General features: G+C 64.4%; 13 protein-coding genes. 4 read left to right on the plus strand and 9 right to left on the minus strand.

The features are described 5' to 3' along the window. Positions 1 to 7 precede the first annotated feature (7 nt). The gene (dusA, locus tag KBZ14_RS08350; protein WP_255117863.1) at positions 8 to 1057 is read left to right on the plus strand and encodes a tRNA dihydrouridine(20/20a) synthase DusA; all 1050 of its coding nucleotides are present in this window, start codon (positions 8 to 10) and stop codon (positions 1055 to 1057) included. A 5-nt stretch (positions 1058 to 1062) separates the two neighbouring features. Here dusA and KBZ14_RS08355 read toward each other — a convergent pair whose 3' ends face one another. From KBZ14_RS08355 to KBZ14_RS08385, 7 genes are all read right to left on the minus strand, one after another. Further along, positions 1063 to 1527 carry an RNA recognition motif domain-containing protein gene (locus tag KBZ14_RS08355; RefSeq protein WP_255117864.1) on the minus strand — a complete coding sequence of 155 codons (465 nt, stop codon included), beginning with the start codon at positions 1525 to 1527 and terminating at the stop codon, positions 1063 to 1065. Between the two features lie 133 nt (positions 1528 to 1660). Beyond that, positions 1661 to 3055 carry an argininosuccinate lyase gene (gene argH, locus KBZ14_RS08360; RefSeq protein ID WP_255117865.1) on the minus strand — a complete coding sequence of 465 codons (1395 nt, stop codon included), beginning with the start codon at positions 3053 to 3055 and terminating at the stop codon, positions 1661 to 1663. Positions 3056 to 3107: 52 nt separating this feature from the next. Beyond that, a complete protein-coding gene (locus KBZ14_RS08365; protein ID WP_255117866.1) occupies positions 3108 to 4472 on the minus strand; it encodes a PP2C family protein-serine/threonine phosphatase in 1365 nt (454 codons plus the stop codon). Positions 4473 to 4576: 104 nt separating this feature from the next. Further along, a complete protein-coding gene (gene ftsY, locus KBZ14_RS08370) occupies positions 4577 to 6139 on the minus strand; it encodes a signal recognition particle-docking protein FtsY (protein ID WP_255117867.1) in 1563 nt (520 codons plus the stop codon). A gap of 18 nt (positions 6140 to 6157) precedes the next feature. After that, entirely contained in the window at positions 6158 to 6781 is a 624-nt protein-coding gene (gene nusB / locus KBZ14_RS08375) for a transcription antitermination factor NusB (protein WP_255117868.1), read from the minus strand. Further along, positions 6781 to 7530, minus strand: coding sequence for a DUF502 domain-containing protein (locus tag KBZ14_RS08380; RefSeq protein ID WP_255117869.1), 750 nt, complete (start codon positions 7528 to 7530; stop codon positions 6781 to 6783). The genes nusB and KBZ14_RS08380 overlap by 1 nt, the downstream gene beginning before the upstream one ends. Positions 7531 to 7586: 56 nt before the next feature. Further along, a complete protein-coding gene (locus KBZ14_RS08385) occupies positions 7587 to 8237 on the minus strand; it encodes an HpsJ family protein (protein ID WP_255117870.1) in 651 nt (216 codons plus the stop codon). A 34-nt stretch (positions 8238 to 8271) separates the two neighbouring features. On the opposite strand from KBZ14_RS08385, the gene queG reads away from it, so the two are divergent. The 3 genes from queG to KBZ14_RS08400 all read left to right on the plus strand — a co-directional run bounded on the left by queG (position 8272) and on the right by KBZ14_RS08400 (position 12725). Continuing rightward, the gene (gene queG, locus KBZ14_RS08390; RefSeq protein ID WP_255117871.1) at positions 8272 to 9225 is read left to right on the plus strand and encodes a tRNA epoxyqueuosine(34) reductase QueG; all 954 of its coding nucleotides are present in this window, start codon (positions 8272 to 8274) and stop codon (positions 9223 to 9225) included. Positions 9226 to 9303: 78 nt separating this feature from the next. Continuing rightward, positions 9304 to 10170 (plus strand): tetratricopeptide repeat protein, encoded by an 867-nt coding sequence (locus KBZ14_RS08395; protein ID WP_255117872.1) that lies wholly within the window; start codon positions 9304 to 9306, stop codon positions 10168 to 10170. A 65-nt stretch (positions 10171 to 10235) separates the two neighbouring features. After that, positions 10236 to 12725, plus strand: coding sequence for a DNA gyrase/topoisomerase IV subunit A (locus tag KBZ14_RS08400; RefSeq protein WP_255117873.1), 2490 nt, complete (start codon positions 10236 to 10238; stop codon positions 12723 to 12725). 165 nt (positions 12726 to 12890) lie between these two features. Here the strand turns inward: KBZ14_RS08400 and KBZ14_RS08405 are convergent, their stop codons facing one another. Both KBZ14_RS08405 and KBZ14_RS08410 read right to left on the minus strand, forming a co-directional pair. Next, entirely contained in the window at positions 12891 to 13217 is a 327-nt protein-coding gene (locus KBZ14_RS08405) for a bluetail domain-containing putative surface protein (RefSeq protein WP_255117874.1), read from the minus strand. Next, the gene (locus KBZ14_RS08410; protein ID WP_255117875.1) at positions 13214 to 15850 is read right to left on the minus strand and encodes a lectin-like protein; all 2637 of its coding nucleotides are present in this window, start codon (positions 15848 to 15850) and stop codon (positions 13214 to 13216) included. The genes KBZ14_RS08405 and KBZ14_RS08410 overlap by 4 nt, the downstream gene beginning before the upstream one ends. Positions 15851 to 15898 lie beyond the last annotated feature (48 nt).

The following is a 15898-nucleotide window of genomic DNA, read 5'->3' on the forward strand; positions in this document are numbered from 1 at the left end:
TGGGGGAATGCCCGAGGCGCCCCACCCTTCCATCCCCGTTCAGGGGGCTTACCGCTTCAGTGTGGCCCCGATGATGGACTACACGGATCGGCACTTCCGGGTGCTGATGCGTCAGATCACCCGGCGCAGCCTGCTCTACACCGAAATGGTGGTAGCCCAGGCCCTGCACCACTGCAGCCTGGACGCCGCCGCAGGAGACGTGAGGGCCCGGGACCGGCTGGAGCGGCTGATCGGCTTCGATGCCTGCGAGCACCCCATCGCCCTGCAGGTGGGGGGCGACGATCCAGCCCTGCTGGCCCAGGCAGCGCAGATCGCCGCAGACCGCGGGTACGACGAGATCAATCTCAACGTGGGCTGCCCCAGCGAAAAGGTGCAGAAGGGACGGTTCGGGGCCTGCCTGATGGCGGAACCCGATCACGTGGCCCGCTGCATCGCGGCCATGGCCCAGGCCAGCCCGCTGCCGGTGACCGTGAAGCACCGCATCGGCATCGATGACCGCGATTCCTACACCGAGCTGCTCGGCTTCATGGACACCGTGGCCGCGGCGGGGGCTCAGCGCTTCAGCGTGCATGCCCGCAAGGCCTGGCTCGAAGGGCTCGATCCCAAGCAGAACCGCACCATCCCGCCGCTCCGCTACGACCTGGTGCACCAGCTCAAGCAGGAGCGCCCACAGCTGAGCATCGAGCTGAACGGCGGGCTGCTGGACCTGGCGGACTGCCAGCAGCAGCTGCAGTGGGTGGATGGGGTGATGGTGGGCCGCGCCGCCTACGACCACCCCCTGCGCTGGGCGCCTGTGGACCGGGATCTATTCGGCGATGCCAGCCACGGGCCGGCACTGGCCTCCACCGTGGTGCGGGGGCTGATCCCCTATGCCGAGCGCTGGTGCTCCCAGGGCGGGCGGCTCTGGGCCATCGCCCGCCATCTGGTGCAGGTGGTGGAGGGCGTCAGCGGCGCCCGCCACTGGCGCCGTGATCTCGGCCTCGCCTCCGGGGCGCGAACGGCAGGCCCGGAGGTACTGGAAGCGGCCGCCCGGCAACTCGAAGCCCGCGGACTCTGAGGCCTTCAGTCCTGGGGGCCGCCACTGCTGCGACGGCGACGGCTGCGGCCATCGCCAAAGCTGTCGCCGCTGCCATAGCTGCGGTCTTCCCAGCCCGAGGCACCGGAAGGGCGATCCACGCCCCTACCGGCAGCAGCGCCGCCGTAGCCGCCACCCCCCCCATAACCGCCGCCGCCGTAACCACCGCCATTGGCACGGCGGGGGGCACCACCGCCACCACCGCCAGCCGTGCGGGGTTCGGCCTTGTTGATGCGCAGCGGACGCCCCCTCAATTCAGCGCCCTGGAGCCCATCAATCGCGCGATTTTCGCTTTCGTCATCGGCCATCTCCACGAAGGCGAAGCCGCGCTTACGCCCGGTGTCGCGCTCGAGCGGCAGCGAACAATTGGCCACAGCACCAAACGGGGCAAACAGCTCAGCCACGTCCTCCTGCTCAGCGCGGAAGGGCAAGTTTCCAACAAAAATGCTCACAGGCCGAAGGGGCCGATTAGGCGAAGGTTCAGCCCTTTGAGACTAAACCCGCCGCACAAGTTCGGCGGTGCTCGTTTGCTGCAAAAGCAGACCCGTTGAGGCCGCCGGGCCGGAGAGGCCAAAGGGCATGCACTCAGCCCGCCATCCGCGCCTTCGCCCGCTCGAGCTGTAGCCGCACCTGCTCAAAGGCCGTGCCGCCCTCGCTGCGGCGGGCCGCGACCACCTGGCGGGGATGGATGGCCTCGGCAATGTCGGCCTCAAAGGCGGGATGCAGCTGCTGCCAGCGCTCCAGCGGGAGATCCCGCAGCAGGATCCGCTCCTGCAAGCAGCCCTTCACCAGGCCACCCACCAGCTGGTAGGCCTCGCGGAACGGCACGCCTTTGGCCACCAGATAGTCGGCCACATCGGTGGCGTTGGAGAAATCGCTGGCCACGGCCTGCTCCAGGCGTTCCGGGCGGAAGCTGAGGCCCTCCTCAAACAGGATCGCCATGGCTTCCAGGCAGTCGCGGGTGGTGGTCACCGCGTCGAACAGGGCCTCCTTGTCCTCCTGGAAATCCTTGTTGTAGGCCAGGGGCAAGCCCTTGATCATCACCAGCAAACCCTGTAAGTGGCCGAACACCCGGCCGCACTTGCCCCGCACCAGCTCCGGCACGTCCGGATTCTTCTTCTGGGGCATCAGGCTGCTGCCGGTGGCGCAGCGGTCGGTGAGGGCCACAAAGCCGAACTCCTCGCTGGCCCAGAGGATCACCTCCTCGCTCAGCCGGCTCAGGTGCACCATCACCAGGCTGGCGGCGGCGCTGAACTCCACGGCGAAGTCCCGGTCGCTCACCGCATCGAGGCTGTTGGCATACACCTCCTCAAAGCCCAGGGCCGCGGCGGTGTGGCGCCGATCGATCGGCACCGGCGTGCCGGCGAGGGCGGCGGCCCCCAGGGGGCAGATATTCACCCGATGGCGCAGATCCCGAAGGCGGGCCCGGTCGCGCTCGGCCATCTCCACATAGGCCAGCAGGTGATGGGCCAGGCAGATGGGCTGTGCCCGCTGCAGATGGGTGTACCCCGGGATCATCACCTCGGCATGCCGCTCCGCCTGGGCCAGTAGGGCCCGCTCAAAGCGCACAATCGCCCCATCAATCACATCGATCTGGTCCCGCAACCACAGGCGCAGGTCGGTGCCCACCTGGTCGTTGCGGGAGCGGCCGGTGTGGAGCTTCTTGCCCAGGGGGCCCAGCAGTGCAATCAGCCGCCGCTCCACGGCAAAGTGCACGTCCTCATCCTCCAGGCCGGGATTGAACTGACCTGCAGCGGCTTCGGCGCGTACCTGCTCGAGGCCCGCCACGATCTGCTCGGCCTCCTCGGAGGTGATCACCCCGGTGCTGCCCAGCATGCGGGCGTGGGCGATGGAGCCGTCCAGGTCCTGCTGTAGCAGGGTGATGTCAAAACCGATCGAGGCGTTGAAGCGCTCGATGGCCGGATGCAGCCCCTCCTCGAAACGCTGGCTCCAGGTGGAGGAGGAGGAATCGACCGCCATCGGGCCCGTTGTGGCTGCTGGCCTCAGCTTGGCAGGCAGCTGAGCGGGGCGATCAGTGGGGGAGCGAGGGCAGCATCACTTCCTCCTTCACCTTGAGCACCACCATGGAGGCGTCATCCTCCAGGGGGCGATCAGCACCCACAAAGCGATCCAGGCGGGCGAACAACTGATCGAGGATGCCCTGGGCACCGATGCCGGAACGGCAAGCGGCGTGCAGCGCCTTGATCAACCGCTCCTCATCGAAGCGTTCGCCATTCAGCCCGGGGGCCTCGCTCACGCCATCGGTGTAATAGAGCAGCACATCGCCGGGATCCAGCACGATCTGTTCGCAGCCATAGTTGGCCTCAGGCTGCAGACCGATCAGTAGGCCAGGGGCATCGAGCCGATCCACGGCGTTGCGCAACCGCCGCCAGATCAAGGGTGGATTGTGGGCCGCATTGGCGTAGCGCAGCAGCCGGGTGCGGGGATCGAAGTCGGAATAAAAGAGGGTCACGAACCGGTGGGACTGGGCCAGGTCCTCCTGGGCCAGCTGGTTGAGGTCGTGCAAGATGCGATCGGGCGGCAGGCCACTCAGCACCTCGGCCCGCAGCATGCCGCGCAACAGGGTCATCAGCAGACCGGCGGGAACGCCCTTGCCCATCACATCGCCCATCACCAGGGCCCATGTGCCCTGCTCACGGCGCCGGCCCAGCAACTGGGGCCGGGTGGGTATGAAGTCGTAGTAGTCGCCACCCACCTGGAAGGCGGGGCGGCAGCGGGCCGCCAGCTCCACTCCCTCGATCACCGGACAGTGATCCGGCAGCAGCTGGGCCTGGATTTCAGCCCCGATGCTCATCTGCCGGTCAATGCGCTCGTGGCGGCGGGTTTCCTGCAGCAGTGCATCGTTCTCGAGCGCCACCCCGGCCAGATCGGCCACCAGCTGGGCATGGCGGCGGTGCACATCGCTCCAGCTGAACCCCGTCCTGGGGCCAAACACATAGAGCCGGCCTCGACAACGGCTGCGGGACACCACGGAGGTGCCGAACAGGGGCCGATCCGCCAGCTGCCGGCGCAGCAACTGATCGAGCCGGGTGGCCACCGCCTCCTCACCGGAGGCCTCGAGAAAGTCCTGGTCGCTGAGGCTGGCCAACTGGCGCAACAGCTCGGCGCAGCCCGCCTGGGGGGTGGCATGCAACTGCTCCCGCCAGAGCCGCCCGTCGGGGTGGAACGTGACCAGCACGGCACCTTCGGCCTCCACCAGCCGAGCAGCCACCAGGGGCACCAGCTCCAGGAACCGGCCCAGGTTGGTGAAGCTGCGCAGGGCAAAGCCCAGGGAGGCCAGCAGTTCCTGGTTGCGGCGCTGTTCCTTGCCGAGGCTGTCGAGCAATTGCCGCAGCGATGCCGTGGCCGAGAGCAACGGTGGCGCCTGATGGGGCACCGGGGGAGAGCTTTGAAGCGGTAGGTCAGACCGCCGTGGGGGCGGCTTACTGCTCACTGAGCGGGCCGCGAAGTGCCCGAAAGGTAGCAGCGAAATCGCGAGAACTACCTGGCCAGCAGGGCCTCCACAAACTCAAAGCTGTTGAACGGCCGCAGATCACGGATGCCTTCACCGGCACCGATGAAGCGGATCGGCAGGCCCGCCTCCGACGACACCGCCAGGGCAACGCCACCGCGGGAGCTGCCATCGAGTTTGGTGAGCACCACACCGGTGAGGCCAGCCGCCTGGGCAAAGGCCATGGCCTGCTTGAGGCCGTTCTGGCCCTGGCTGGCATCCAGCACCAACAGCGACTGCACCACCGCCTCTGGAGCCAGCTTGTCGACGATGCGGCGCACCTTGGCCAGCTCCTCCATGAGGTTGTGCTTGGTCTGCAGGCGACCGGCCGTATCCACCAGCACCAGGTCGGTGCCCTTGGCCTTGGCGGCACCGATGGCATCGAACACCACCGCGGCGGGATCGGCGTTGGCCGATGGGTTCGACACCACCGTGACGCCGCTGCGCTCGCCCCACACCTGCACCTGCTGCACCGCGGCGGCACGGAAGGTGTCGGCGGCGGCGATCAGGCAGCTGTAGCCACTGCGGATAGCCAGGTTGGCGAGCTTGCCGAGGGTGGTGGTTTTACCAACACCGTTCACGCCCACCATCAGCCACACGTTGAGCTTGCCGCGCTCGGGCGCCAACACCGAAGCCCCACTGCTACGGATCGGTGCATCCAGCAGCCCCTGCAGCTGCTCCTTGAGGAAGCGGATGCCTTCCGCCGGATCCACCACCTGCTCATTCATCCGCTTACGCAGGGCCTCGAGCACCTGATCGGTGGCCTGAACGCCCACATCCGCCCGCAGCAGCAGGGTCTCGAGATCATCGAGCACCTCGGGACTAAGGGGGTCGTCGCCAAGGGTGTCCAGCAGCTGGGTGACAAACCCCTGGCGGGTCTTCTCCATGCCGCGGCGGAGGCGGCCCAGCCAATCGATCTCCTCGAGGGAGATGTTCTCCAAGCTGCGGCCCTGGGCCGCCAGCACCTCCGCAGACCAGGTGAAGTCGGCGTCGAATGCACCGAGCTGCGGAGCCGGCTCCTCGGCCGGGGTCGCCACGGGAGCCGAGGCTTGAGCTACCGCTGGTACCGCCTGAGCCGCTGGCGCCGCCGTAGGGCTCAGCTCGAGGGAGCGCTCGAGCAACTCCTGCTGGCGCTGGCCCCGCTGGGCCGCTGCCTGCTCCAACAAGGAGAGCCCGGCGGGGGGCTCGGGGTTGGTTTCGGCGGAGTCTGCAGGAGGCTGTACAGGCTGTACAGAAAGGTTGGAAGGCTCCGAAACCACAACCGTTGGCTCAGGCGGCGGCTCAGGCTGGGGTTCGGGTTCTGGCTCCGGGGCGCTCGCCGCCTCCTTGGCCGCATCCTGCTGGGCCTTGAGGCGGGCATAGGCCTGGCGGGCCCAGTCCAGGGCCTCCTGATCCACCGCACCAACGGCAGGCGTTGCGGTGGGCGGGGTCGGGGCTGGTTCCGGCTCAGCGGCTGCAGGCACTAACTCAGCAGCGGGCTCCGGAGCCGGTTCCAGCTGGGGCTCTGGGGGGCTCTGGGGGGCCGCGCCGCGCTTGAACCAGTCGAACACCATCAGAACCTCCCGCAGAACTCAACCGGCGCTGCCGGCACTGGTGAAGCGGCGCAGCACGCCGTTGATCATGCGGCGGCCCTGCTCGTCGCTGTAGCGGTTGGCCAGTTCCACCGCCTCATTGCAGGCCACAGCGGCGGGGGTCTTGAACTGCTCGATGTCCACGGCCGCCAGGCGCAGGATGTCGCGGTCAATCCGGGGCAACCGGGTGAGGCGCCAGCCCTCCATCACCCCATCGAGGCGCTGATCCAGATCATCGCGGTGGCGCAGCACCGCCCGGGCCCGATCCACCGCACCACGGCGAATCTCGTCCTGATCGGCCAGCATCAACAGCCGCGGCAGTTCAAGGCTGGCGGAGAGGCGATTGAGGCCCTGCTCAGCGTGGGCCAATCCATCCTGCAGGTGCTGCCGCACCTTGGGCAGCTGATCGGCACCCTCATCCTGCAGTTCGCTATCGAGCAATTGCTGCTGGGCCGCCTGCAGATCCACGGCCGCCTGATCGAGGGCCTCGCGCACGTGCTGGCTGAGGGCGGCCAGGGCCTGGTACAGGAGGGTGTCGAGGGCCATGTCGGCCGCGGGCTGGCGATCACTGGTCTGGCCCAGCATCAGTAGGGCCAGTTCACGGGCAACGGTGCGGCTCTGCATCAGGCCTTGTTGGAGGAAAGGGGGGAATAGGCCGGAGCCCGGAGTTGGGCCAGCAGGCTGGAAAAACTGCGGCTGGCAGGGGTTTCGCGCTCGTCGGGATTCACGATGCCGGCCGAGATGATCGTGCGGAAGGCATCTTCCACCGAGAGGTCGAGATCGCGCACCGAACCCTCGGGCACCACGGCATACCAACCGGTGGTGGGGTTGGGGGCCGTGGGGATGAACACGCTCAGCATGGGCTTGTCGAACCCGGCGGAAAGAGTGGCCCCCAACACCCCGGTCACGAAACCGAGGGCATAGAGCCCCTCGCGGGGGTACTCCACCAGCACCACCCGGCGGAAGCGGCTGGAGTTGTCCCGCAGGAACGTTTCCAGCAGCTGCTTGAGGGTCTTGTACACAGACCCGGCCACCGGGATCCGCTGCAGGGTGCCCTCACCGAATTCCAACAGCCAACGGCCCACGATGTTGCGGGCCATCAGGCCGATCAACAGGATCGCCAGCAGAGGCACCACCAGCCCCAACCCCAGGTTGATCAACTCCTGGAGGATCGGGTTGAGGGTGTTGAACGGGTTGAGCTGCTTGGGGATCGAGGTGAGGAACGCCAGCACGAAGCGGCTCACCGTGGTGGCCAGCCAGATGGTGGTGGCCAGTGGGATCACCACCAGCAACCCGGCGATCAAATCATTCTTGAGATCCTGCTGCAGGCGATCGCCGAGCGGTTGATCAGGTCTGGGACTGGATTGCACCAACGGGGGGCCCGGCTTTCCGGTCAGCAGATACCAATCCGCAACTTAGCCAGGCGCCCTCACAGCACGGCCACCAAGGCCAACAGCGTGAAGGCCACTAGCAGCACGATGGCGGTACCAGTGCCGCCGATGCGGCGCTGGTTGGCAGCCAGGTCGCTGCGGCGCTCGGCCTGCTGCAACTGGGTATTGGCCTGCTGGAGCTGGCGATCCATGAAGGACTTGGCGGCCTGGCGCTTCTGCTCATCGGTGGCTTCCGCCGGGATCTGGCCAGCCTGCTGGCCCTGGGCCACCACCTGGTCGATCACCTGGGGGTTCTGCAGCTGGGCCTTGGCCATCGCCAGCTGACCCTTCTGGGCCTGGAGGGCCTGATTGGCCTGGTCGCTGAGGGCACGATCACTGTTGATCCCCAGGGGAACGGTGATCAGCAGGCCAAGGGCCAGCAGGGCACTGAGCACACACACCACCCAGCGCAGGGGGGTAGGCCCGGCCTGGGGTTCATCGAGGCGGGAGCCCAGCAGCATCAACAACAGGCCCACCAACGCCATGGGCGACTGGGTGACCAGAGTGGTGGCCACCAATTGGCGGAAGGCCTCCTCGCCCCAGCCATTCACCGCCAATACGGCGAGGAGCTGCAGAGCCAGCAGCAGCACCAGGGACAGACCCATCCAGCGCAGAAGGTTGCCGAAACGGCCAGGTGCAGCTGAGCTCACAGTGGATGGTCGCAATCGCGCAATCGTAGGGGTGATGAGCGAAGGCGCCCAGCTCGCGGAACAGATCAAGCACCAGGCCCAGGCCCTGGGCTTCAGCCCCGTGGGCATTGCGACGGTGCCGGCCCGTGCGCGGCTGCCCCTGCGCACGGCCGCGCTGGAACGCTGGCTGGCGGCAGGCCATCAGGCGGACATGGCCTGGATGGCGGACCCGCGCCGCCGGGCGGTGGAGCAGCTGCTCCCGGGGGTGCGCAGCCTGGTGGCGGTGGGCCTCTCCTATTACGTGGAGGCCGAACGAGCACCGGGCAGCCTGAACGTGGCGCGCTACGGCTGGGGCCGCGACTACCACCGGGTGATCGATGGGCGCCTGCGGGCCCTGGGACGCTGGCTGGAGCAGCAGGTGCCGGGGGTGCGCTGGCGCCCCTGCGTGGACAGCGCCCCACTGATGGACAAGGCCTGGGCCGAGGAAGCCGGGCTGGGCTGGATCGGCAAACACGGCAACTTGATCCATCCGCAGCAGGGATCGTGGCTGCTGCTGGGCCATCTGCTGGTGGATGTGGAGCTACCGGCGGATCAACCGGGGCAACCCCAGTGCGGCGCTTGCAGCGCCTGCCTCGACGCCTGCCCCACCGGCGCCATCGTGGAGCCCTTCGTGGTGGATGCCCGCCGGTGCATCGCCTTCCACACGATCGAGAACCGGGCGGCGGCATTGCCGGCCGCGATCACGCCGGCGCTGGCGGGCTGGGTGGCCGGCTGCGACATCTGCCAGGACGTGTGCCCTTGGAACCAGCGGGGCCTGCAGAGCAGCCTGGATCCCGACGTGCAGCCCCGGGACTGGTGGCTGAACCTACAGGCGGAGGAGGCGCTGACCTGGGGCGATGCGGAGTGGGACGAAAAGCTGCGGGCCTCGGCCCTGCGGCGGATCAAACCGGCGATGTGGCGCCGCAACATCCGCGCCGCGAGCAAGGGCGCCGACGCGGGTTCTCCCTAGGCTGGGGGCCGGATCGTTCTGGGCTGGATGGCTAGGCGGGGGTTGAGGTCTCGAGCGGCGGCTCGACTGGTGCTCGCCATGGCCATCGGCAGTTGCGGGGCGGCGATGCTGACGCCACCGCCGGCCCAGGCCCTGGTGCCCTACGTGGCGGTGCCGAGCGAGCGCGTCCTGGAATCCGCCGGCCTCGGCATTGCCCAAGCCGCCGCACGACTGCTGCGGCTGGGGCAGGCGGCGGATGCGGCCAAACTGGCGGCCCTCACGGTGCAGCTGCTGCCGAATGATCCCCGCGGCTGGATCCTGCTGGCGGAAGCCCAACTGCGCAGCGGCCAGGACAAGCAGGCCTCCAGCTCGCTGGCGCGAGCCAAGGAACTGGATCCCCGCAACGCCGGCATCCTGTTTGCCCAGGGCTCGCTGGCCCTGCGGGCCAGCCAACCGCAGCAGGCCGCCGATCTGATCCAGCAGGGCCTGAAGCTGGATGGCAAGAACGCCGGCGCCTACTTCGATCTGGGCAACGCGTACATCCTGATGGGCAATCCCGGATCTGCCCTGGGGGCCTTCGAGAAGGCCAGTGGGCTGCGGAAGGACTTCTGGGAATCGATCAACAACCAGGCCCTGGTGCTCTACGAACAGAAAAAGGACGGCGAGGCGATCAAGCGCTGGCGCCGGGTGCTCGGCATCAAGGCCAATGCCGCCGAGCCGATGCTGGCCCTGGCCGCCGCCCTCAACCTCCAGAAGCCGGGCAACAGCGAGAGCCTGGAACTGGCCCACCAGGCCTTGGCCGCCGAGCCCAACTACGTCCTGGACAGCTTCCAGAAGGAGCAGCTCTGGGGCGATCGCCTGCGGATCGTGACCCGCCAACTGCTCAGTGAACCCAGCCTAAAAGCCGATGTGGATCGCGCCCAGGCGAACGCCGGTGCCACCAGTCCAGAGGACGCGGACGAGTGAATCGCTCAGCCTGGACAGGATCTGTAGGCTGAGCCGCACAGTCCGCCCTCACCCCGCAGCACCGGATGGCCGAGGAGCGTCGCGAAGATCCCAACGCCCTGCGGATCGAGCCGATCGCCCTGCATCAGGAGATGCAGCGCTCTTACCTCGAGTACGCCATGAGCGTGATCGTGGGACGGGCCCTGCCGGATGCACGCGACGGCCTCAAGCCTGTGCAGCGCCGCATCCTGTTCGCGATGCACGAGCTGGGGCTCACCCCAGATCGGCCTTACCGCAAATGCGCCCGGGTGGTGGGCGACGTGCTCGGCAAGTACCACCCCCACGGCGACCAGGCGGTGTACGACGCCTTGGTGCGGCTGGTGCAGACCTTCGCCAGCCGCAACCCACTGCTGGACGGCCACGGCAACTTCGGCTCGGTGGACGACGACCCACCGGCGGCCATGCGCTACACCGAAACGCGGCTGGCGCCGATCGCCCACCAGGCAATGCTCGAGGAGATCGGCGCCGACACCGTTGATTTCGCCCCCAACTTCGATGGCTCCCAGCAGGAGCCCACGGTGCTGCCGGCCCAGCTGCCCTTCCTGCTGCTGAATGGCTGCACCGGCATCGCCGTGGGCATGGCTACCAACATCCCGCCCCACAACCTGGGGGAGGTGGTGGAGGCCCTGATCGCCCTGGTGCGCAAGCCGGATCTCTCCGACGACAAGCTGCTGGAGCTGGTGCCAGGGCCCGATTTCCCCACCGGCGGCGAGGTGCTCACCGGTACGGGTGTGCGCGACACCTACTTGAACGGCCGCGGCAGCATCCCGATGCGGGGTGTGGCCCACATTGAGGAAGTGCAACCCGGCAAGGGCCGCCACCGCCGCGGCGCCGTGGTGATCACCGAGCTGCCCTATCAGCTGAGCAAGGCCGGCTGGATCGAGAAGCTGGCCGAGCAAGTGAACGACGGCAAGATCACCGGCATCGCCGACATCCGCGATGAATCCGATCGCGATGGCATGCGGGTGGTGGTTGAGCTGCGCCGCGACGCCGACCCGCCGAAGGTGCTCACCGAACTGCAGCGCCGCACGGCGCTACAGAGCAACTACGGCGCCATCCTGCTGGCCCTGGTGAATGGCAAGCCGGTACAGCTGAGCCTGCGCCAACTCCTGCAGGAGTTCCTGGACTACCGCGAACTCACCATCATCCGCCGCACGCGCCATGCGCTCAAGCGGGCAGAGGATCGGCTGGAAGTGGTGGAGGGACTCATCAAGGCCCTGGATGCCCTGGCCAGGGTGATCGAGATGATCACCGCGGCCCCCGATGCCGCCAGCGCCAAGGCCAGCCTGCAGGTGCACCTGGATTTGAGCGAGCGCCAGGCCGATGCCGTGCTGGCCATGCCCCTGCGCCGGCTCACGGGCCTGGAGCAGGAGAGCCTGCGCAAGGAAGCCGACGACCTGCGTCAGGAACGCTCGGATCTCCGCTATCTCCTCGATGAGCGGCCCGCCCTGCTGGACGCCCTGGTGGCGGAACTCAAGGGACTCAAAAAGCGCTTCGCCACGCCGCGGCGCACCCGGCTGGTGGAAGGGGGCGACGAGCTGGTGGCCCAGCGCAGTGCCGCCATCCGCCCCAACGCGGAACTGCTGCGCCAGCGGGCCCTGGAGGGGCTGGCCAGCGATGGCCGGCTGGTGATCCAGGCCGATGGTCAGGTGAAGATCGTGGGGCCCCAACTGCTGGGGCGGCTGCACCTGGAAGAAGCCGCCGAGGCAGGCGACAACCCCTCACCGGCCAGGGTGATCCTGCCGGTGGCCGAGAAACCGGCCCTGCTGGCCTTCACCGATGCCGGCCGGGTGGCGCTGCTGCGCTGGGAATTCGCCGGCCAGCAGCCGGGCAGCCTCGAGAAGTTCCTGCCCGAGGGCATGAGCGGCGAAACCGTGGTGCAACTGCTGCCGCTACCCAGTGGCGCCGCCGCCGCGGAAGCGAGCATCGGCCTGCTCAGCAGCGATGGACGCTTCAAGCGCTTGCCGCTGGAGGAATTCCAGGAGCTATCTGGCCGGGCCGCCACGGTGTTGAAGCTGAAGGATGGCGTAACGCTGCAACGGGTGGTGGTGTGCCACGAGGGTGAGGATCTGGTGGTGGCGAGCAGCACCGGGCGGATGCTGCGCCTGGCCGTGAGCGAGAGCAACCTGCCGGTGATGGGCCGCAATGCCCAGGGCCCGGTGTTGATCCGGCTGCTGCCCGGCGAAACGGTGGTGGGTGCGGCTACCGCCAGCGCCGAAGGCGCCGTGCTGCTGGCCAGCCGCCAGGGCCAACTCAAGCGGCTGACGGCCGCAAGCCTGCGGCGCTGCGAGCGCGGCGATCTAGGCCAGATCGGCGTGCGCTTCCTGCAACGGGGTGATGCCCTGGTGGACCTGCAGGAGGACAGCGCCGCTGTGGTCGGCGTGGTGCTGGGCGAGGGCCGCAGCCTGCGGCTGCTGACGGATCAACTCAACCCTGAAGACAGCACCGGAGCGGGCCAGGGGCTGAGCCTCAAGGCCAACGAGCAGGTGCAGGAACTGATCCCGCTGATCCGCTGATCACAACCGCCAGAAGCTGCGGTGGATGCTGCTCTGCCCTCAGGGCCGACTGACCACGCCTGACGACCACCAGAAGGCTCTGCAGATCCTCGATGAGGGAATAGCGTCGATTGCCAGACCAACCAGCACTGGACCATACCAATGCTGGTGGCAACTCAGCTGACCTCAGGCAATTGCCAGGTTTGTCAGCAGCCCTTCGTATCCCGTGATTTCAATGATTCCGTCACTGGTACTAGAGAATCCAGCAATGGCATCATTAAGCGCCAAGAAGGTTCTGGCGCCAGCACCTGAGCCCAAGGAGAAGGTTGCTGCCTGATTAGCACCAAAAACCGCTGTGGTCAGAACTGCAGAAATACCTGCTTGATCCAGAGCAGCAACAGTCCCTAGCTCCTTAGTGTTAAGCGCAGAAACAGCAGTGGGACCATCGAGGATGTCAGTGCCAATGGCAAAGTCAGTGATTCGGTCAAAAGCAGCAAAGCGTGAGTTACTCAATGCGGTGTATCGGAAGGTGTCGGCACCACCCCACCAGTCAGCACGTCAGCACCTGCACCACCAATGAGAATGTTTGCTGCTGCATTGCCCCTGAGGACATTGTTTAACGTGTTACCCGTTGCATTGATCGCAGCAGCCCCTACAAGAGTTAGGTTTTCAAGGTTTGCACCAAGGGTGTAGGCAACAGAGGACTGAACCGTATCCACCCCTGCATTAATCCCCTCTGTGATCACATCGCCAGCGTCATCAACGATGTAGGTATCATTACCTGCACCACCTAGCAGCCTGTCAGCACCAATGCCACCGTCAAGAATGTTGTTGCCGCTGTTGCCAGTGATGGTGTTATTGAGTTCATTGCCAGTTCCTGAGAGATTCCCCAAGCCTGTGAGAGTCAGATTTTCAAGATTGGCACCCAGGGTCCAATTCACGGACGATTGAATGATCTCAATTCCTTCGTCGATATTTTCTAGAATGGAATCGTAGATGGAATCGACGATGTAGGTGTCGTTACCCTTGCCACCAGCAAGAATGTCGTATCCACCACCACCATCAAGAATGTTGCTGCCAGAGTTCCCTGTGATGTAGTTATTCAGGGCATTACCAGTTCCGTTGATATTTGAAATGCCTGTCAGGGTCAGGCGTGAAATCGTAGAAGCAAGTGTGGTCGTCTTGCTTGAGGTGGTGGTGGTGCTGCCGATGTCTAGATTGATACCAGGTTGAATGGGAGAAGACCCAGCAGAAACAACAGACTCTTGAGTGCCATAACCATCCAGATAACTCACAACACCACGAATCATCTTTCCCACATCTGTGGTTGTCAGGGTGTAGGTGCTGTTGTTATCGATTGCGTCGGTTGAGGTCAGCTTGGTCCAGGTGACTCCATTGCTGGAGACCTCCCAGGAGTAGTTGTAGTCCGGGCTGTATCCAGTGAAGTTGTCTGCGTCTTGAAGGGGGGTGCGGTCAATTGTGATGACCTGACTCGCCTTGAAGGTCCCTGAGAGTGCTGGCGTTCCTGTGGGGGTGTTGTTGGGTGCGAGTTTTATTTCGGCAATACCAAGATTACTATTTCCATATCTCATAAAATAGGTATTATCCAGTTCCGACCACTGACCGCTTCTTGACTCATTCAAGTCGTTTGTTTGGAGCACGATATAATCATTTAAGTCGGTCTCCTTGTTATATTCAGATCTATTTGGACCTGACAGGGGTCTCCAGTTGGTATATGTCGATGTTTCTCCACTTATCCACGAGAACTCCCCCTCTTGCTGAGCGTCGTTCAAACCCGTCCAATACACATACCAATTTGGAGAAAGAGGGAACGTCTTTACTAACCAATCATTCTCAGCAGCATCGTTAATCGTCACCAAGTGCCCACCGAGTTTGACGGCATTTGCCTCTGCTTCTTCCCAGGTGGAACCTTGAACAATCACATAGGCAGAATCACCACGACGGATGAAGGGGATTTCTGCGATACCAATGCTTATCTCGCTATAAGCATTGGGCACATCGTTCCATACACCCGTAACACCATATTTTACTGCGTCAAGGTGGATTACCGCTACATCTTCTTCGATGTTGCCATTTCCGTTATTGGGTTCACCGGCTGCCCAATTAAAAAAGCTTGCAGACGTGCCATCAGGCAAAACATATCTACCTTCAGTCGCTTTATCGTCAAGACCAATAAAGGCAACTCTGCCCGGGAATTCTGACAATGGGAGAATTGGTGAAATAGCATTCACCAAGTAGTCATTTTCATTCTTACTCCCTATTGTCACCAAATGCCCACCCAGTTTCACCGAGTTGGCTTCTGCCTCCGTCCAGGAAGGACCATCGACGACTGTGTAGAGAGAGTTGCCACGGACTACAGGTGCCTCAAGGATCGAAGCACTTGCTGTTGCTCCAATTTGCTGCATCCGCCAAAGATCAGAATAGACGGAGACTTCAAAAGTCTCTCCTGAATCAGCATCAACCTTTAGAGAATGCTCAATATCAAGCTTTCCGTTGGTGATGATGCCCTCGCCAGATAGCTCACCTGATACGAGATCATCTACAGTAATTCCTGTGACTTTCCACCAAACCTTTGCGCCTTCCGCAAGGTTCCCTGATGCCTGAGAGCCTGATGAGAGGTTTATCGATGTTGTGAATGATCCAGAACCTTCTTTGACTACTCCTAGGGTGGCTATAGAGAGATGGAGAGGTATTTCTGCGATTCCTTTAGTTTGGGAGAAAAAGCCATTGGACCCCCAGGTATAATTATATGGAGCCTCACCGCGATAGTTATACATAATCCACCTGCCAATACTTGCGTCAGGCCCATTGGACCCATTAAAGGAGTAAGGATTAGTGCTGCCTAATATGATTTGGTAGTATGCGTTGTATGTAGAGTCGACCCACCAGCCATCTCCTAGATTGCGATAGCCCGCATCCACGCCATTTGACCACTCTGCGGAAGTAAGATATGTTTTTGCCTTATGGAACAAACCAATATAAGCGGTAGATAGATTGCCTGCCTGATAATGGCCAAAATAATTGCCATCAGTGATTGATCCACTAAGGAAGCTCTGGAAAACCCCAGCGATCCACGGGACAATGGTGCTGTGATCACAGGCCAGGACTGGATTGATGGGTGGCAAGCAGCTCGGCTTCTCGGACTACGAGCTGACGACGGCCAAAAAGCAGAC

This window comes from Synechococcus sp. HJ21-Hayes (genome assembly GCF_024345835.1).
In the GTDB taxonomy this organism is placed as follows: domain Bacteria; phylum Cyanobacteriota; class Cyanobacteriia; order PCC-6307; family Cyanobiaceae; genus Vulcanococcus.